This is a genomic window from Pedobacter sp. Bi27 (assembly GCF_918698255.1).
In the GTDB taxonomy this organism is placed as follows: domain Bacteria; phylum Bacteroidota; class Bacteroidia; order Sphingobacteriales; family Sphingobacteriaceae; genus Pedobacter.
Window position 1 is genome coordinate 680,064 of the sequence record NZ_CAKKMW010000001.1, and the last position, 20,852, is coordinate 700,915.

At 41.5% G+C, this 20,852-nt stretch carries 8 protein-coding genes; all 8 read right to left on the reverse strand.

The window, feature by feature from the left end; all coding sequences use genetic code 11:
- Nucleotides 1-20: 20 nt before the first annotated feature.
- Entirely contained in the window at nucleotides 21-1,733 is a 1,713-nt protein-coding gene (locus LQ227_RS02490; protein ID WP_230143741.1) for a RagB/SusD family nutrient uptake outer membrane protein, read from the reverse strand.
- A 21-nt stretch (nucleotides 1,734-1,754) separates the two neighbouring features.
- Nucleotides 1,755-4,952 (reverse strand): SusC/RagA family TonB-linked outer membrane protein, encoded by a 3,198-nt coding sequence (locus LQ227_RS02495; RefSeq protein ID WP_230148130.1) that lies wholly within the window; start codon nucleotides 4,950-4,952, stop codon nucleotides 1,755-1,757.
- Between the two features lie 15 nt (nucleotides 4,953-4,967).
- Nucleotides 4,968-6,473: a fasciclin domain-containing protein gene (locus tag LQ227_RS02500; RefSeq protein ID WP_230143737.1), complete on the reverse strand. Its 1,506-nt coding sequence runs from the start codon at nucleotides 6,471-6,473 to the stop codon at nucleotides 4,968-4,970.
- A gap of 146 nt (nucleotides 6,474-6,619) precedes the next feature.
- On the reverse strand, nucleotides 6,620-8,374 hold the full coding sequence (locus LQ227_RS02505; RefSeq protein WP_230143736.1) for a fasciclin domain-containing protein: 1,755 nt from the start codon (nucleotides 8,372-8,374) through the stop codon (nucleotides 6,620-6,622).
- Between the two features lie 23 nt (nucleotides 8,375-8,397).
- Complete coding sequence (locus LQ227_RS02510) at nucleotides 8,398-9,951, reverse strand: RagB/SusD family nutrient uptake outer membrane protein (RefSeq protein ID WP_230148131.1); 1,554 nt, start codon at nucleotides 9,949-9,951, stop codon at nucleotides 8,398-8,400.
- 10 nt (nucleotides 9,952-9,961) lie between these two features.
- The gene (locus tag LQ227_RS02515) at nucleotides 9,962-13,186 is read right to left on the reverse strand and encodes a SusC/RagA family TonB-linked outer membrane protein (RefSeq protein ID WP_230148133.1); all 3,225 of its coding nucleotides are present in this window, start codon (nucleotides 13,184-13,186) and stop codon (nucleotides 9,962-9,964) included.
- An 83-nt stretch (nucleotides 13,187-13,269) separates the two neighbouring features.
- The gene (locus LQ227_RS02520) at nucleotides 13,270-15,549 is read right to left on the reverse strand and encodes a fasciclin domain-containing protein (RefSeq protein ID WP_230148135.1); all 2,280 of its coding nucleotides are present in this window, start codon (nucleotides 15,547-15,549) and stop codon (nucleotides 13,270-13,272) included.
- A gap of 890 nt (nucleotides 15,550-16,439) precedes the next feature.
- Nucleotides 16,440-20,762, reverse strand: a complete 4,323-nt coding sequence (locus LQ227_RS02525; RefSeq protein ID WP_230148137.1) for a hybrid sensor histidine kinase/response regulator transcription factor — start codon at nucleotides 20,760-20,762, stop codon at nucleotides 16,440-16,442.
- Nucleotides 20,763-20,852 lie beyond the last annotated feature (90 nt).

The following is a 20,852-nucleotide window of genomic DNA, read 5'->3' on the forward strand; positions in this document are numbered from 1 at the left end:
TAATAGGATGATGTAGGATTTTATTTTAATTTGAAAGGCAGGTACCAGTTTTCCTTATTGGCCAGGCGTGAGCGTACCAAAGCGGCCGATGCGCCATCGCCTGCGGCTTCAAACTTGGCTGCGATTTTATCGGCCAGATAATTGGGATCGGTAGCCTGCCTGCGCAAAGCGATGCGCAACAAATCTTGCCAGCGATAACCTTCGAATGCGGTCTCTAAGGCTTCTTCCTGCATAATCCGGTCTTCTACTTCTAAAACTGTACTGGCTACGGTGATTGGGTAATCCTGGTTTACAGCACGCCCCCTGATGCCCGAATTACGGTACCAGTTGCCCCTGATGGTTCCTCCATCGCCATTAAAATCAAAAGGATAGCTATCAGGTACGCCATTATATAATGCTTTGGTACCAAAAGCAGCTTTAATCCCACTGTTTACCAAAGCACCAGCCAAAACCCGTCGATCTAACCGGTTGGCCGCCTCTGCATAACGCAGATGTAAAACAGCAGCACGGTAAATCACCCAAACCCCTGTTTTATCAAAAGGCGTACTCAAGCTATAATTTTGCGAATATTTTAATACCTCAGGCTCAATGCCATTCACCAAACGGTAAGACATATCCAAGCCTCTTCTATCGGTTAAACTTCCATCTGTACGTATTTGGTTGTTCCAGTTGCGGATTGATAAGCTGGATGGTTTCACCAGATAATCGCCTGATTTAGAAAACAGTGCAAACAATGGATTACCAGGCGAAAAGTTGCTGCTAAAAGGCAATGTCCACATCCGTTCCCAGTTGGCAATACGATCGGCCAATGGTGCAGAAAAAATCTTGGTCCATGGATTGAGTACAGCCGTGGTTTTTAAAGAGTGATCCTGTGAGTTGTCGTCACCTACGCGATAGGTATCGTACAAATCGATCTGCTGGTCGCTGCCGGTACTCGAATTGGTACCTGTTTCCATCACATCTTTATAATAACCTGCAGCCTTTAGGTAGTTCCCTTTCCAAAGGTTCAGGTCGCCTAAAAATGAGCGGCGCTGGATAAAAAATTTAAAAACACCATCTTTAACGGTATACACATCCATTGGCAAAATGAGCGTTGGACTGGCAGCTGAAGTATTCTGATTTAAATATTCTCTTGGCGTGGCTTCTGTTTCAGCGATCAAACGGCTTAACAGATCTTCAAAAGCGAGTTTAGGAAACTTGCTTTCATCCTGCAGGTCGGCAATGGTGGTTAAGGCATCGGTTACGTAAGGAACAGTGCCATAATGGATGCCCAGTTGCAGGTATAACCAACTGCGCAGAAACAGGATATCGGTATAACGCTGGTAATACTGGGTATTATCCAACAGCTTTTTCTCCCGCATGATGTTGAAGTTCTTCAGGGCATCATTACAGTTGATAATTACTTCGTAAAAAGGCTTCGGATCGGCATAAGGATTATCGGCTGCAACGGTCTGCGTGCCCAGCTGTTTTAAATAGTTGTTGGCATTGGAGGTTACATCCAGCAAATCGCCACGCAACTCGTTCAAGAGCATGTATTTATCGGCCAGCTTAACAAATTTACCATAAATGCCCAGCACGGCTGCATCGGCATCGTACACATTTCTATAGGTTTGCGAAGCTTCTAAGGCATCTTCTGGCTCAATATCGAATGCCTTTTTGCAGGACAAGATGCTGCTCAATACCAGCACGAACAATAAACAGCTGGCAATGGTGATATATAAATTCTTATTCATCTCAATATTTTTCTTTAAAGGTTACAAACCGATTCTAACACCCAGGAACATCGATCTAAAGCTGGGTTCTAAACCTATATCTACACCTCTGGCAAATACGCTGTTTCCGGCACTAAACTCAGGGTCGTAACCCAGATAATTAGTTGCGGTAAATACATTATTGGCGATGGCATAAACGGTTGCCGAACGGATAAAATTGGCTTTTATAGGCACATTGTAGCTTAATGATACCGTTCTTAGTTTCAGGTATGAACCGTCTTCGATCCAACGGTCGGAAAAGCGGCTATTGCGCGATGGGTCGGCCCAGGATGCACGCGGCACATCGGTTACCTGCCCATCAACACGCCAACGGTTTACCGCCGCAAGACTTTGGTTGTTGTAACCGTTCATGCTTTCTAAAATGGCACGTGTACTATTATATATTTCGTTGCCATAACTAAAAGTGAAAAGCGCATCTAACGACCAGCGTTTGTAGCTTAGTTTATTGCTGTAAGCGCCAACAAAATCAGGATTTGGATTGCCGATCACCTGGCGATCACGCTCATCAATAACTTTATCTCCATTCAGGTCTGCAAATTTCATATCTCCACCCTGAAAAGGAATAAAAGCACCATCGGTTGTTTTATTGCTCAGGCCTGAAGAAACAGCTTCAGCATCTGACGCATATACTCCATTACTTTTATAACCATAGAAAAAATTAGCCGCATCGCCGATCTGAGTGATAATCGTAGCACCGCTATATTGTGTAAGTAACTGATCATTACCACCCAACTGGCTAATTTTGTTCCTATTTAAGCTATAGGTAAGGCCCATATCCCATTTCAGATCGGTCTGGTTTATCAATCTGCCGTTTATGGAAAGTTCCAGCCCCCTATTGGTCATGGTACCGCCATTACTTAGGGCATAGCTGAAACCTGTTGCCGTTAGCAGTGGTTCGTAAATCAGCATATCGCTAATCTTGTTCCGGTAAAGGTCTAGGCTGATGTTTAATCTTTCCTTCAAAAAGGAAGCATCCACTCCAATATTTAATTTGGCATTACGCTCCCATTTTAGGGCAGTATTGCCAATATTTCCCCTAACCAATCCTTGTCTGCCTAAAAAATTTTGCGATACATAGTACGATTTGGCGGTATAATTGCCAATATCATCATTACCGGTTAAGCCATAACTGGCCCGCAGTTTCAGGCTTTCTATAAAGTTGTTATTAGCCATAAAACTTTCTGATGAGATCAGCCAGGAAGCTGCAACAGACGGCATCAAAGCCATTTTTACGCCATTAAAGTTCATCACATCCGGTATATCTTTGCCAAAACGCGAAGAAGCATCGGCGGCAATATTGAACGATATGAAGTACTTGTTGTAAGCTTCGTAATTCACATTAAAATAGTTGTTCAACCAGTTCCACTTGCCTAAAGATCCGCCTACTATACGTAGCGTACTTTGTGCACCGCCCAGCGTTACGAAATCATCACTGGCCGTATTAAAACTAGCACCGTTATCTACTTCGGCACTGCTGTGCTGCAACCTGAAACCCAGGTTTGCGCTTAATTTACTTACCTCATTTAAATCCTTGTTGTATGATACCCAGGTATCGGTATTTACAGTAAACAAACGCTGTACACCTGCTGCTGCCTTATTATATCCAACTGCAGTGGGCAATAAAACCGGGGCAATACCCAACATGGGCGTAAAATAATTTTCGCGTACTTTATCATAAGTAATACCAACGAGTGTATTGGCTTTGAAAGCTTTATTAAAATCATAATTAAAACCAACAGAACCTGAAAAACGGTAACTGCGGTTAAGTGCCTGGATGTTTTTAATCGCTGCGCTGGGGTTACTTGTACCAAATATATCGGTATCGGCAAGGTTTGGCGATTGAACACCAGTTTCCGACAGCTCAAAAGGAGAAAGAAAAGGTGCTTTAACCAAGGCCAGGTATAGTGGATTGGTGGCATAAGCCTGTCCCTGATCTCTTAAGTTCTGCTCGCTACGGGTAAAGGCGAGGTTAACCTGCGATTTTAATTTAGCCGAAAGATTCAGATTGGCATTAAAACGGGTTTGGTAACGGGTTAAATTGGTACTATCAGTTAAACCATCGTTGTTTAGATAACCTAAAGATAGAGCATAAGTAGCAATATCATCGCCTCCGGTTACTTTCAGGTAATAATTCTGACTGATGCCACTGCTCATTACCTGATCCTGCCAGTTGGTATTCTGGTGATAATTGTAATAATCTGGATTCGGATTATCGTTCATATAAGGTTCTGCTTTAATCAGCGCATCGGTCATGCCCGGTTTGGTTTTAAGCAGATCAGACAAGAAAATGCGGTAATTATCGGCTTCCATTACAGGTAACCGACTTACTGTACCATTATAACCTCCGTATGCTGAAAAATCCAATCTCGTGGCTACATCTTTAGCCCGGCCTGTGGTAATCATTAATACTCCGTTGGCACCTTTGGTTCCATATATCGATGCACCATCTTTAATGAGGGTAATATTGTCAATATCTTTAAGGTCGATATTGGCTAAGCGGTTATTCTGATGACCAGCAATAATGGAGCTTCCATACGTATTTACATCATAAATTACGCCATCAACCACTATTAGGGGTTGGTTAGCCGCATATAAAGAATTATACCCTCGCAGGTAAAGATCAGCGCCAATATCTGGCGTGCCTGATCTTCTAAGCGCCTCTAATCCGGCAATTTTTCCCTGCAAATAAGAATCTGGCGTTTCGTTGCTTCGCTCCCAGCTTCCGTTCAGGTTTACTGTGCTAACCGAGAAAGGTGTGCGGTTCTTTAAAGCAGCGCCAAATGGCAATACTGCAGCATCATATACCGAAGCGTAACGTTCTTCGAACAAGGCAATTTTGCTGATCGTTTTACGTCCCTTCAATGCTTCTTCTTTAGATTGGTAACCTTGGCCCGAAATCACCAGTACGGCATTGTAATTGGGTACACCGATTTTAAAATTTCCCTTTTCATCTGTAAGTGCAGCAGCATAACCTGCTACCGAAACACTGATACCCGGCAATGGCTTTTTGCTCGATGCGCCGATTACCACACCGCTCACCTGCGGTCCGATGGGCCTTTTAAATTTGATTACCGTGGTGCTTACCGAATCTTTTTCCTGAGCCAACAAAGAGTTGTTCAGTGCAAAGAACAATAAACACGGTAAAATTCCTTTGATAACCGTTTTTGTATAGTTGTACATAAATTCTTTAAGGGCTTAGTTAACTGGTTTTAGTTTGATATAATCTAAAGAAAGGGCAGTTGGTGCCGTACTCGATGCGGCTAAAGATGAAGCCAGAAAAGTATACAGCGTTCCATAAGTATCAGCAGTATAAGTACCTAAATAGACATCTTTATAGGCATCGCGGTAAGCATCACTGCCCTGCGCCAAACCAATTATGGATGGCACGGAACGGTAACCTACAGTTGCCAGCGGGAAAAGTACGCTACCAAAACTTCTGCTGGTATTAAAATCCACTTTCATACTGATTGGCGCCACCAGGATGTCGTTTATCGCCCTCCAATACACTTCGTACTTTACTGAATGAACGGTCGATTTGTAGCGATAGTAGTAAAGTGGGCTCGGACTAGAAGTAATACTTCCTGTTTGCAGATCGGTGAAACGTTTACCTTGTGGATCGTTTTTAATCCGCGCCAGTGGGTTGGCAGGTACACGTAACGAATCGGGCATTTCACCCTGAATGATAACCGTTGGGATTTTATTCTCCATCAGTTTGTAACCAATGCTATTTACCACATAGGCAATACCATTGCTTAACAAACGGGTTTCTACAATTGCACTTTTATCTAAGTGGATTTTCACCCCGGTAACGGTAGTCATCGAATCGGGTAATTCATTTAATCCATATACCTTATTTACAACAAGATCTCTCACTACACTCCACTTGGTTAAGGTATCGGCATAAAGCGCATTGGCATGTTTGTTATAGGCAGCCAGTTTATTTTGCTCGGCGGTAAAAGCGGTATTATTTAAAATGATATACGTCATCAAACTATCTTCGCTGCTGATATTGGAAATGCGTTGAAAATACCTGTTCCTGATTACTTTAAAGGTTGTACCTTCCTGGTAAACGCCTTTAGTTGTCACCGGATCTTTATACAGCAAAACACCTTTGCTCGTATCTACCTCTTCCTGCTCCTGGCTTTTGATGAAATCTTTCTGTAAACTGGCAGTACCAAGACTCTGCAAAAACTCCCAGGCATTGGCTTTGGGCATTGATGCGGCATTTATGGTATGCAAAACGCCATTTTTCACGTAAACATCAGCCTGACTAATATTTGCTTCTTCGAAGGTAGTTTTGGTGAAAATGGTATTCTTGCCATTCAGCATCCTGATGACCATAGAAGGTTTCGGTGATGTGGTGAAATAGCTCTGATTGGCAATATAGTTCCCCACAAGACGCTTTAATGCAGCTGTATCGTTTACTACTATGGCGTCGATACTTTTCAATGCTTCATTACTGGGTGCCCATACGGTAAAAGATTTAGACGATTTCAGTACAGCATCGTAACCTGTTTTTACCACATAAGAAGTAAAAGTACTCAGGTTGGCATCGTTACTGATCTGCTCAAAAAGGGTCCGGTCTAATCTTTCGATATTAATCTCGGTATGGTCTTTCCATGCATCCTTACAGCCAGCAAAGGCCAAACAGGTACATAGAAATAGCAAAACAAAATATCTTGGTTTAAAATCAATCATCATTTTGGTATATTTTTTATTTAAGTCACTCCTAAATAAGAGGCGATGTTATTAACTGCACGCTTTTTTTACCACAGATGCACACAGATAAACACAGATTTTCAATACTGGATCTGTGTCTATCCTTTTTATCTGTGGTTAGTTATTAATTATGGCCTTAGTATTTTAGATCCATCAACATTGTATTTCCAGTATTGCTGGTCGTCGTTAACCGGAATAATATGGATCATATCGACATTGTTGGTGGCCTGCGAGCCGTTTATGGCTTTTAAACGCAACCAATAACGGCCTGTTTGTGGTAAATCTGCAATGCCCATTAACTTTCCAATCTGTGCGCCTGCCGTGCTCGCCATATAGGTTTTAAAACCTACAGCCTCTTCTGCATCGGCATCAATCACCGTTACCCCATTTACTACTTTATTTATCCCAGGGCGTTTTACAGTAAAGTTTAAGATGCGCGAATTGGATAAAGGAGCCCTATCGGTAGTACCATCCAAACCGATACTCGCCTGCACCTCGGTAGTGGTATTCGATTCGGCCTGTGCATAAATACATACCCAGATTTTATATTTCCCTTTAATCAGCAGCGGTGTTCTAAACTCTACCCATTCCGAAGTATTTGACGTTCCTCCAGTAGCCAGCGGGATAACCAAAATATCTTTGTTGTACGAGTTGGTCGAGGTTCCGGCACTGCCGTATCTATAAATCAGCGATTTGGTTGGGTCTTTTCCCTCTTCCCTACCTGAGAATTTAATTTCGGTTAAAGCCGCAGCCTCATCACCCGTAAAGAAATAATTGCTCTTCTTATAATACTGTGTATTCTTCAACATTTCGGGAAAAGCACAAACATCAAAATCTACCCTGAATGGTGCGCGTACTTTAATATCGAAATGTGCAGAAGCCTGATGTACTACACCATTACTGGCCGTAACATCACTTTTATCGCGAAGGAGTGAAAAACCAGGTTCGTAAACACCATTAAAGGTATCATCGTTCATCAACACGGTTTCGCCAGAAAGCTTTGAGGTTAAAACCTCCAAAGGTGCTAAAGTATTGTGCGCACTGGCGGTAATAATATCAGCTAAATATTTGGCACCATATAAAATATGATAGTTTAAAAAAAGCTGTAAACCATCTGTTGGCTGTGTTACATTTCCCGTAGCCGAATATTTAGCTTTTAAAGCCGCATAATTGTTAATGCCTGCGGCTGCGAGGGTGGCATTACTTTCGGGAATTACCGTCAAAAATTTCTGCTTTTCATCTGGATTATTGGCAGGAAGGATGTTCAGTTTATCATAAAGGCCACTTTCCCGTAGCGCTTCGGTAAAAATCGAATAATCAGGATTTGCGGCAACGGTTTGCGCAACGGTTAAAGTAGCAGGGGTTAATACATGATCGATACTGTGGATCAAACCATTTCCTACTGAAATATTAGGCTGGATTACACTTGCCTGCCTGTTGATACGGATTTTTGTTACCCCCGAAATCAGCTCGGAAGAAGTGGTTAAATATTGACCATACATCGTTAAATCGAATAGCTTACCATCAGTAAACCTCGATGTGGGTATAGAATCTTCAAGTAGATGCAAACGGATAAAACTCTTCCAATCCGCAGCGGAAATATCGGCTACCGCACTTTTCCCCTTAGTTTGCAAATAGGCTTTAATGGCATCGTTTGTTGGTGCAAAAAGTGTGTAAGATCCATAAGCATTCAAAAAAGAAGCGGTTTCGGAGATTTCGAGAATCTTTGACAATTCTGAAAACTGCTCAGGGTGATTTGTTAAATATTGGGTCATATTTACCACATTTGATGTTCCCTGTACTACCGAGTCTTTACGGCAAGCCCAAAGACACATAAATAAACTGCATAATCCCAGCAGCACTATTTTAACATTCTGTTTCATAGCTTTATTTTTTTGGTTAGCAATTATTGATAAAATGGATTTTGAACAAGCGCCTTGTTTGTTTGTAACTCATACGAATAGATCGGGAAATAATGACTTCTGTGATCGCGGTATTTATTGATTACCGTTTGCTGTTTACTTGGTTGGGCACTGGCAGAAACAATATCGATCAGGAGTTTTTCGTTTGCGTAGTTGCCTCTTTTGGCATTGCGCAGAATATCGTACCAGCGTTTGCCTTCGAAAGCAAATTCGCGTGCCCGTTCTTCAAATACATATTGCGAAACATTGGCCGTTAGTGCAGGATCAGGTATTTCGATAAATTTATCAGCTACAAAAGTTTGTGCATTGCGGGCTGCCCTGATTTGACCAACCAATTCAATGGCCTGGGTTCCATTAGCACTGTTGCCAGGTGCCAGCCAGGTTAGCGCTTCGGCTTTCATTAATAAAACATCCGAATAACGATAGGCAAACCAATGGGTGAAAGAAGTAGCTGCCGTTCTGAAATTGGTAAACTTGCAGATGGCAGAATTGGCTTCGAACATCGAGGTACCATTTCCGCGGATATCTTTATTGCTCAGGTTAGCCAGATCTGTTCCGAACAATCCACCTTCTGCAATCCAATCGGCTGCCCTAAACTCTCTTCCGGTTATGCCGAACATGGGTGCAAAGGGATTGAGCTTTTGGTTATCAAACTGAAACTCAAAAATGCCTTCCACCGAATTCCCGTTAAGGTATACCGTATTGTAAAAATCGGTTTGTTGTGTTCCATTTGGCAATAATCTGTATTTACCGGATTCGATTACTTTATTGCAGGCATCGATACTTTTTTGATATTCCTCATTCCATAAATAAGCATCGGCCAATGCGGTGTAAGCAGAGAATTTAGTCATTCTGCCCCGATCTTCGGCCATACTGCCATAGGTTACCTGTCCGTTTTCGCTGCCAAACAACAAATCTTTAATCACCTGCAGGTACACTTCCTGTTGGGTGTTTTTGGCAATAGCGCCAATCTGCGAGTCGTTATAAGTAGGTTCGAGTTTAAGTGGCACTTCGCCAAACGAGCGCAGCAGATAGAAATACATTAATCCGCGTAAAGCATGGGCTTCAGCTAAATAACCATTTAAAGCCGTTTGTGTTAAAGTTTTATCCCTATTGATTACCTCAGGCGCAAATTTGATTACCGTATTGCAATAATTGATGGTTTTGTAAATGGCCTCCCAGTTTACCAGCGTGTTGGTAGAGGCAATCTGGGTACGCATAATATCATATTCATCCCTCAGCAATCCACTCAGTTTCGATTCGTCATCATCAGAAGAGATTTCTAAACCGGGCACCACCATATCGGCACGGAGCTCGCCCCAAATAAAAAGATACTTGGCCAATGGTATATTGCTTCCGCCTAAAAGCGAGGCATAACAGCCCATCACCGCAGCATCAAGCTGTTCTTTGGTTTGCCAGTATTCATCGCGGATTAAACCATCCTGAGGTTTTAAATCCAGCCATTTTTTGCACGAAGTTCCAAAAACACTCAGCAGTGTAACGAAAACCAGTAGCGTATATTTAATTTTTCTGTTCATGGTTAATCATTTAGAGTCCAAGGGTTAAGCCCATTGTAAAGGTTTTGGAGGGTGGTGTAAGCGAACCATCAGCTGCATAAGAAAAAGGATTACTGCTCCCTACCGAGGTTACATCAGGATCTTGTCCGGTATATTTCGTCCAGGTATATAAATTTTGTCCGGTTACATAAATGCTGGCACTTTTTACACCGACCCTTTTCAGCATATTCTGGGTAAAGTTGTAGCGTACAGTAACCGAGCTTAAACGGATAAAGGAGGCATCTTCTACATAGCGATCTGAGCCTAACCAATTGTAACCTACGCCGTATAAGGCACGTGGCATATCGGTCACATCGCCAGGGTTTCTCCAGCGCCTTAAAACTGCAGTACTTTGGTTGTTAACACCATACATATTGGTGGTGGTAATTTTAGCGGTGTTTACGATATCGTAACCATAGCGATAACTAAAAAATGCCTGTACTTTCAGGTTGCCATTAAAGATTACGCTTGGCCCAAAACCACCGGTAAATTTTGGCACCGAATTGCCGAGGTAAACCATATCTTTTTCATCAATATTTCCATCGTGGTTAATGTCTTCATACATCGCATCACCCGGTTGGAATACATAATCAACTGTGGGGTAATTGTAACGCATGTAAATGGTCTGACCGTTTGGTCCAATAATTTCTTTCCCGTTCTGATCTCTGGCAATGGTCGCATCAGCATCTTTATACACCCCTTTGTACTTAAAGCCATAATACGAGCCAAATGGATTACCAATAATCAGGAAAGATTTATAAGATCCCTGCGCCGGAAGTCCTACGGAGCTTTCTCTTGGATAGAACTCTGAAATGGATTGGATGGAATTAATATTCCTCGAAATATTGAAATCAAAGTTTATAATCCATTTTTTAGTTTTAACAGGCGTAGTATTGATGCCGATTTCCCAACCATTGTTGTTCATGGTACCAATGTTCATGTCAATGGCATTGTAACCGGTAGTAGCAGCAATCCTCAGGTCATTGTAAAACATGTTTTTAGTGGTGTTCTGATAAATCTCTGCGTCGATTTTAACACGACTATCGAACAGCCATAAATTGAAACCCAGGTTCTTACCTACTACAGTTTCCCATTTTAACCTGGAAAGTTCGATGTTTGAGGGATAAACTGCTGCACGACCGGCATACGACCATGAAAATGGCGTATAATTGTTAAAATAAGCATAGTTGCTCCCTGGTGCTTTTCCACTCGCACCATAACTTAAGCGTAAACTTAAATCGTCAATGAATTTGAGGTTTTTCATAAATGGTTCACCCGAAATTCTCCATCGGGTAGAAATCCCCGGAAAAAGACCAAAACGGTTATCTGGCGAGAACTTGGAGTTACCATCTACCCTGCCATTCATGTTGATAATGTAGCGGTCTAAAAATTCATATTGTGCCTGCAACAACACCCCAACACTTCTGGATTGCGCCTGACTGGAGTTTAAGCCCAAACCAGATCCATTGGTAATGGATGGATTGGATGGGTCTTGAAATTCAGAAGAAGCCGTATTTGCTGTGGCAACTGTATAAGAGGCCGATTTGGTATCGTTGGTTTGAAAAGAAATCAAACCCTGAAGATTATGCTTTTCGCTTAAATGCGGACGGTAAATCAGGTTAATTTTCGACTGAATGTTGTACGAATCCCCATCGGCATCAGAAGCCCGGTTTACGGTTGGTTCCGTACTTGGTTGCCCGGTGGCAATTTGAGGTAAAAAGGTTTTGGATTTGGTATTGTTAATGTCAAACTGAACATCTACCGTAGAAAATAAAACCGGAGAAATATCGTATTGAAGATTAAATTTTGGTGTAATACGCTCGCCTATTAAATGGCTTGCACCTTCATTTGCCATGGCCAAAGGATTATAGGTTGCACTATAACGACCCTGGATATTGGAAATTGGCGAGAAATATGCTGAAGTTTTATTTCCATATTCATCATACTCATAATCAGACATATTCGGCATTTTATTGATCGCCGTGCTACGCAAAGATTTATCATAGTTAAGGTTGTTATCCACATGTGTATAGGTTACATCTGTCCTGAACCTCAGCTTGCTCGATACGATATAATCCAAATTAATCTTAGCCGTAATCCTAGATAAATCGGTTCCCAAAGTAGTTCCGGTTTGACCTAAATAACCAACCGATGCATAATAACGCGCTTTTTCACCACCACCACTCATCGAAACGTTGTGATCTTGTGTATAACCATTGCGGGTAATCAGTTTTACCCAATCGGTGTTGTTGCTATAGTTGTAGTAATAATAGGCATCAGACGGGTCGTACTGAAAGGCCTTATTTTGTCCATTATTGCCTAAAAAGTCGAGGGGTAAACCTGTAGCATTCATTACCGCTTCTGGAATAAGCATTGAGTATTGATCGCCCGTTAAAAAAGGAATGGGATTAGGCTGCTGCGCCATCGAACCCTTAAAATTGTACGATACCACAGGCCTTCCCCTTTCGCCACGTTTGGTATTGATCAGGAGTACGCCGTTGGCCGCCCTCGACCCCCAAACTGCAGTTGAGGCTGCATCTTTTAAAACGGTGATATCTTTAATATCCGATGGTGCAATATTTAAAAGTTGTGCATAACCCTGCTCATCGGCAGTTCCGAAATTAAAATCAGAAGGGATTTCCGTTTCATAAGGCATACCATCAAGTACAATAAGCGGCTCGGCAGAACCGTTGATGGATGAAGTACCACGTATCCTGATCGACATTCCTGCCCCCGGATCTCCTGAAGTCGTACCAAAATCTACTCCAGATAAACGTCCGGCCAAAGCCTGATCGATTGAAGTTACCGCCAACTCTTCTAAAGCTTTACCGCTAACGGTTGCTGATGCAATAGTAGAGTTACGTTCTGCTATGTTTAAGCCTGTTCCGTTATTCACCATTTTTTTGGCGGTTAACACCACTTCCTGCAAACTGTTCGAGCTTGGCTCTAACGTTACATTTATGGTTGTGCGGTTACCAATCACACCTGCATTATGGCTGTTATAGCCAATAAATGAAACCACCAACTGATTTTTGGTATTGGTTACCCTTAGGGCGAAATTCCCGTTGATATCAGTACTTACCCCGGTAATGGTTCTTTTATTCTGATCTACCTCAATAACCGAGGCACCTATAATTTCGAGTTTGTCTTTTTTATCGGTTACTTTTCCACGCACGGTAACGGGCTGCTGTGCACGGAGGGTTCCTGAATATCCCATGATTGTTAAAATCATAACAGATAGACAGAAAATTCTATATAGAAATATTTTCATCTTATATAATCTAGTTTTATCTGTAAGTGTTACTTATTGTAATTGAGATAATTGGAAATGGAATGGATAAGGGTACGGTTAGAGAGTTGGTTACTCGAACTGAAATTTACCTGCGTAGTGCGCCCCGCCCGATCGGTGATGATCAGGTTGCTTGGCTGATTCAAGATATTCAGCAAAGTATTGTCTCCAGACTCTGTTTGCAACAGGGTTAAGTAGTTATCGGCTTTTTTCCCGTCCACTGCTACTGATTCGCCATTGATGATGTGGTAAAGGATAAATTTTCTTACCATATCTTTCTGCGCCTCAGATGTAGGTGCCGCTGTAGGTAAAGCACCGGTAGCTTTTGTTCCAGGTAATAAACCATCTTTAATGGCTTGTGTAATGGCAGCATTATCGGGTACCAATAGGGTATATTTATTATCAATGCCTGTATTCATACCTGAAATGGCTTTGGTTGTAGCATTGTAGAGTGAAGAGGTAGAAACAAACCAGTAGAAAGACGAAAAGCGTGTAGGATCGCTGGTGGCCAGATTTTGCAGGTGCTGACCTACATTTTTATCGGTAAAAGCCAATGGTGCATCAACATAATATACAATGCCGTTTATCGAAGTTGCATCAGTTTTTGTAATGTTAATATCGGTACCGGTATCAACTGTTCCACTGGTCTGGATTTTTCCATTGCGGTAGCGAACATAATCACCACTCTGACTTTCAACAATACCTGAACCGCTCAAACTGCTTAATTCGCCAGTTGGCGTAAGCAAAACACCTGTTTTAAATAAACGGAAAGCATTATCACGGTAAATCTGGTTATGCGAATAACTTGCTGTTGGCGAAGTACGATAGCCCCATGCGGTAGTTGTAGTACCAATACTGCCCTCGTTATAGCGGTAACCTGCTGCTGTTACCACGGCATCGGGCATTACCAATAAGGTTTGCCTTACGCCTGGCTGCGTGGTGTATATTTTAACACCTGAGCCTCCATCAGCATAGGCCAATAAAGTAAGATTGGTCGTCGGATCAAGATAAGGTACACCATAAACTGTTCTGAATACATTTGAGCTGTGCGCCTGGTTTACCCCATAAAAAACGGCATTGCTCAAAATCTGTTTATCCACGGCATTATCTAGGCTCAGCGTGGTGGTTTCGAGCAGGTAATTTTGACCTTGGGCAAATTTACTTGGCCATAAAGCTATTGGCCACATGTGCGAATTGATAAAATCGATTACGATGCTTGGTGGAGTACTTTTAAAGAAAGAATTACCATACTTGGCCAATATTTTTTTTCGGTAAGCCCTAAAAGCCTCGTTGGTTGGCGCCATGATGGTCCAGCTTGATTTTTGAGACTCGTTTGCCAGATAGCTGTTTACCCCAGGTTGCTGATAATTCTCATTATTGATGGAATAAGCTAATAAACCGTTATAACCTTTTACATATACCGAATCGGAACTGCCCGTAGCTACAAAGTTGCGGTGGGTTTGGTATGCATTAGAGACATAAAATTTTAGCGAATCGAGCAGTGCTTTAAACTCGCTGTAATTGGCATTCGTAGTGATATATTGGTCGATGCTTTTTAAAGGTAAAGTAACACGGTCTACTTCATGGATCATGCCATTTTCGGCACTGATATCCATATTTACCACTGCTGCTGCTGCCACATTAAACCCATTATAGGTAGAACCTGGATAAAATACGTTATAATCGCCGGCACTCATACCACCAGTGGACATAAATGCAGTGGTAAAATAAGGGATGTATTTATTATTGTTATCGCCATCTACATAGGCTGAAGTATTTACGCCTCTAACCGATTGTACATTGCGGTTGGTGGCGATAACTTTTGCCCGCACCCCATCACCTTTTTGTTGCACCCAGTCATAATAAGCAGTTTTTCTTTTAAAGGCAAAACCAACACCCGTTTCTGCCCCGCCTGCCATTTGGTAGTTACTCAACTGGTCTTCGCGGTAAGCATTGTAAACCAACGCGTATTTTACAATTGAGGTAGCCATCGAATCGCTGATCTCAGCAGTACCTTTAATATTCTGATCTTTAAAAAAACGTTCGAAAGCTGCATCATTCGGTGCAAAGAAAGTCCACCAGCCTGTTTTGCTTAAAATATCTTTATAACCCGCTTTGTCAATTACCGCGGTTAAGTGTTTAAAATTGCCCCTTGCTTCTAGTTGTTGGTAAATGGGGTCTCCCAAACCTGCTGGGCGCTCATAAAATGCATCAAATTCTTTTTTCTGGCATCCTGATAAAACGGCCAGAAAAAACAGAAAACAACACGAACTTGTAAAAAGTCTGGTCATAAATTATTTGGTTAGTACAGGTTTAGTAAGCAGTGGCGGAAGAGAAAAATTGAATACAGCAAAGCGCTTGCAAAATAAAATCGATTTTTATTTCTGCGCTAAACACAGGATATTGTAAATGGATATCCTTCTAATAAAATTCAATGTAAATCTTTAAGCTATCGGCTTACTTGTTCAGTTATATATTTGGTTATTCAATACAAATCTATCTCAAACCGCTAAAATGGGTTTTCAGAAATTGACGAATTGCTTTCGTTATTTGGTAAAAAGAGTGGTTTTGGAGATTTTTATAGCTGATTTGGCAGGTTACCGTGGAGTAAAACAATAATTATTAAATCTGCGGGGTTCTTCTTAATCTGCAGGAAAAAACATAAACCTTGCTGCTTTTTGGTTCCCGCTGATTTCGCAGATCAACACAGAGGGAAGTCAATCATAATTCTTAGGAAATGACCTTAAATCTGCGGGGGAAATTTAAGTCTTGCTCCGTAATTAAGTTAAGGGATAAATTGCGAAAAGATGTCACCCCGAGGGATAATTTATTTAAAAATCAATATAATGACAGAGGCTTTTTTGCAGTGATAGGCTGCGAAGAATCGTCATTGCGAGAAGGCTTTTTCAGCCGACGAAGCAATCTTACAACGATCGCTACTAGCGTGCGCATTAAGATTGCTTCGTGCCTCGCAATGACGACCTTTCTATAGGAATCTCAAGAAGTCTTCGACTATGCTCTCCACAGGAGTCCTTTGGACAGACTGACGATCGCGGTACTTAACTTAATGACATTGACCGTTTTTGTTCCCGTTGATTTCGCATACCAACACAGGGGGAAGACAATTTAATCTGCGTATATCATCTTAAATCTGCGGGAGAAAACCAGAATTAGTTTCAATCTAGCTATTCACCATTGTTTTTAGATAAGCAGATGGCGAAACACTATATTTCTCCTTAAAGCAGGTACTGAAATAAGGCAAACTGTTAAAACCGGATAAATAACCCGCTTCTGAAACGGTGCACTTGCCCGAATCTAACAATTGTTTACTGCGTTTAAGGCGCATGTCGCGTACAAACTCCACCGGACTCAATGAGGTCAAACTCTTTAGCTTTTTATAGAAAGTTGTTCTGCCCATACCAATTGCTGCCGCAACCTCATCAATATTAAAGTCAGATTGGATCATCCCCTCTTCCACAATTTTGATGATCTCTTTCAAAAAGGTTTCGTCTTTTGAAGTAATTACAATTTCGTCGGGTTGAAGGGATACAATACGCTGCTCTTGTTTATTGGAGAGTTGCTCGAAGAGTTTTTTCCTCGAACGGATCAAATTATCAATTGCCGCAGAAAGGAAATCAGTATTAAAAGGTTTGGTTAAATAAATATCTGCACCATATTTTAAGCCTTCAATCCGACTTTCGATAGACGATTTAGCGGTGAGTAAAATTACGGGAATGTGGCTGGTAGCAGCATCATTTTTTAACTGATCGAGCATTTGGATCCCATCCATTTTAGGCATCATTACGTCGCTGATAATCAAGTCGGGCAGTATGGCCAAAGCCATTTCAAAACCTTCAGCGCCGTCGCCAGCTGTACTAACGCGATAATGATCTTTAAAACTAAGCTCCAGAAAGTTTCGAAGGTCAGGGTTATCCTCTACAATTAACAATTGCGGGTGTTGGCCATTGGTATTCGAATTGATTGGTGACACCTGGTTTCCCATAGGCACGCTTAAACTTAACGGTTCTTCCAGGCTGCTCTTTTCAGTAAAGCTCACTTCCGAAGCATCGAAATGGGCATATCCAGATTTTAGCTGCAGGGTAAAAATCATGCCACCACTGCTGTGCTGTTCGGCCCACAGCTTGCCATGGTGACTTAAAGCCAATCCACGGGCCAGTGCCAAACCAATTCCCGTCCCCTTCAAATTGGTATCTGCGGTAATACTTTCTTCGTGATAGATTTCAAATATTTCCTCCAGTTTATCTGTTGAAATACCTTTGCCCTCATCAATAATGTGAATCAGTATGCCGCCGGTTTCTTCTTCTGTTTTAATCTCGATCCAGATTTTTCGATGAGGTGGTGTAAATTTAAATGCGTTGGAGAGCAGATTATAAAGAATAATTTCAATCTTTTCTCCATCTACCCATGCCAAAACCGGTTGCTTATCGGCAAAAACATCGAATTTAATCTGCTTTTCGTCGGCCATGGCAAAAAAATGATTGGCCACCTCCGTTGATAAAGCCACCAAATCAATTTCAGCAACATTAAGCTGCATCTTTCCGTTCTGCAGTTTTCTAAAATCAAGTAGCTGATTGGTAAACCTGATCATCCGGTTTGCATTTCGGTGGATCACATTTATAAATTCCCTTCCCCTGTCTGATAACTTTTCGTTACGTGATATTTCTTCTAATGGATTTACGATCAGGGTAAGTGGCGTTCTGAGTTCGTGCGAGATATTGGTAAAAAAAGAAAGTTTAACCTCCGTTAATTTCTGTTCTACCAAAACTTTATTGCGCAACCTGATCATGGTTACAATAATCCGCCTTGCTAAAACAGCGATAACAATAGCCAGCAAAAAATAAACCAGATAAGCCGGCCAGCTCAAATAAAAAGGTGGATGGACAATGATTTCTAACGTTTTTTCGGGCAGGGTTAAAAAAAGATCATCATTTGTAGCCTTCACTTTAAAGGTATAGGTACCCGGCGGAATGTTAGTATAGGTTGCCCTTCGCAGGTCGTTTACCTGGTGCCAGGTTTTATCGAAACCTTCGAGTTTATAGGCATAGGTTATTTTGTTGGAAACACGATAATCGAGCACCGTGTAATCAATACTGATTACATTCTGATCGTAGTTGAGCACTAGCGACTTGGTTTCGTTTATGGTAAATTTTAAAGGAGAATCCTTATCTCCGGGATCAATATCCTTATAATACAGTTGAATTTTGGTCAGCGCCATTTTCGCTGAAGTACGCTGATCGGCAATTTTTGAAGGATTGAATTTGATATAACCATCAGTAAGACCAAAATAAAGCTGCCCATTGTTTGCCGTAAAACAGGTAGCCTCAGAAAAACCAACTTTTGGCAATCCGTCGAAAGAATCGTAGTTTTTGAATGTTTTATGCTTTGGGTTAAACCTGGATAAACCGCGTTCGGTTGCAATCCAAATGTTACCTTCTTTATCGCCACTCATGCTGAGCAGCACATCATTCGCCAGGCCATTTTGTGTGGTAAACACCTCAAAGCGCAATACATCAGGATTGTTCGGATCGGCAATTACTTTATTTAATCCACCACCAAAAGTAGCAATCCAGATTCCCCCAGCTTTATCTTTGTAAATATACTGTACGCTATTATTCCCTAAACTTGCATGGTCTCCGCGGATTTTACGGTAAGCTAAAAACCGGTAACCATTGGCAACAGGCTTGTTCGGATCAAAGCGCAGCAAACCATTGCTTGTTCCAATCCAGATCCTGCCACTGTTGTCTTCTAATAAATATCGGATAACCTTCGCCCAGCCAAATGGATAATTATGAAAAGCATTGTAAAAATTCTTAAAACCTTCTTTGCCATCGATATTGCTCAATAAGTTAATGCCACCGCCCAATGTGCCCACCCAAATGCGCCCTCTCGAATCTTCAATAACCGAATATACCAGATCGCTGCTCAAACTGTTTACATCCGTTGGGTTGTTTCTAAAATTCTTAAGTGTATAAAGAGTCCGTCTTTGATCGGTTGGTGTGGCTTTAAACAGGCCATCTCCTTTTGTCCCCAACCAAACATTGCCCTTGCTATCTTCTATAATGCTGTAAACGGTACCAATCTGTTTATTTCCGCTTCCAAAAACATCAACTTCTTTTTCATTCTCATAAACCCGAATGCGGCCGTCTTTACTGCAAACCCATAAGCGCCCTTTCTGATCGTGCATCATGGCCCTTACTTCATTTTCTGAGCGGTTTTTGGGGTTGTTGGCCAAGCGGTGGTAATTAAATTTATCAGTAAGAGAAACCACCTTATTAATCCCACCATCGCGTGCACTCATCCAAAGGGTACCCATACGGTCTACATATAAACTCGTAATGATATTGGAAAACTTTTGGTCTGAAGAGCCAGGCTGATCATAAAAATAATCAATCTCATCGCGTTGTGGATTATAGTAGCCAAAACCACCACCTTTCATGCTTACCCACAATATCCCGTTTGCATCGGCAACTACGCTATAATCGCGGCTCGAGAAATTGAAATCTCTTTTTTGGCTGAAATATTTATATTGTTGTGTTTTAGGATCGTACTTTATAATTCCATTTTCCTGTGGCTCAATCCAGATTAATCCTGAATGGTCTTCGTTGAGGGATAGATAATTTTCTTTGCTTCCAGATTGGCTTACTTTAAAACTGATGGGATCAACCGTGAGCATTCCCTTCCCCATGGTGGAGATATAAATCAGACCCGCTTTTGAATAACAAGTGGAATTAAATGCAGTTCCCTTACTAATCTGTTTAACCTGAAAAGATTGCGTCCTTAGGTCGTAGATTAATAAATTTCCATCACCAGTACCAAAATAAAGCGATTCTTTGCTCTGCGCAACACAGTTAACCGCAAAAGAAGAAAGCATTTTTTCTATAGGTGCAGAAAACCTGAGCACTTGATAGTTACCATTGTTATTCCGTTGTAGACAGTTCAATCCGCCTTCGGTGCCTACCCAGATCCTTTGCTTTTCATCCCGGTACCTGAATTTCACAGCGTTTCCTTTAATTTGTTTGCCAGGCTTCTGCTCTTTAGCAAACTGTATGATGCCGTGTTGCCCTTTAAAGTTATTTGCAGCATACAAAAGCCCTTGATTTTCAGTTAGCAACCAAACACCATTTTTAGTATCAGGCACCATATGGTCGATAATTACCTGGTCTTTAAAAAATGCTTTAAAAGGGCCATCAGAAACGGGTAAAAATTGTTCGGTACGCTTATCAAATCGATAAATCTTAAAATCGTAGGTTTTTACCCACAGGTAGCCGGATTTATCTTCTACGATTTCTCTTATTTTATTGGTTCGCAGGTTAGAATTATCGCCAGGTCTGCTTTTGTAAACCACAAAATTTGTCCCGTCGAAACGGTTTAGACCATCAAAAGTACCAAACCACATAAAACCATCGCGGTCTTGGGTAATGCAGAGCACGCCATCATGCGAAAGCCCATCTTCGGTAGAATAATGCGCGATATTGCTTTTCAATTGTGAAAAAGCAGAAAAGAAAGGCAAGCAAATCGTTATGATCGGCAATATTATTTTTTTCGATATCCAGCTTTTATAACACATTATTAA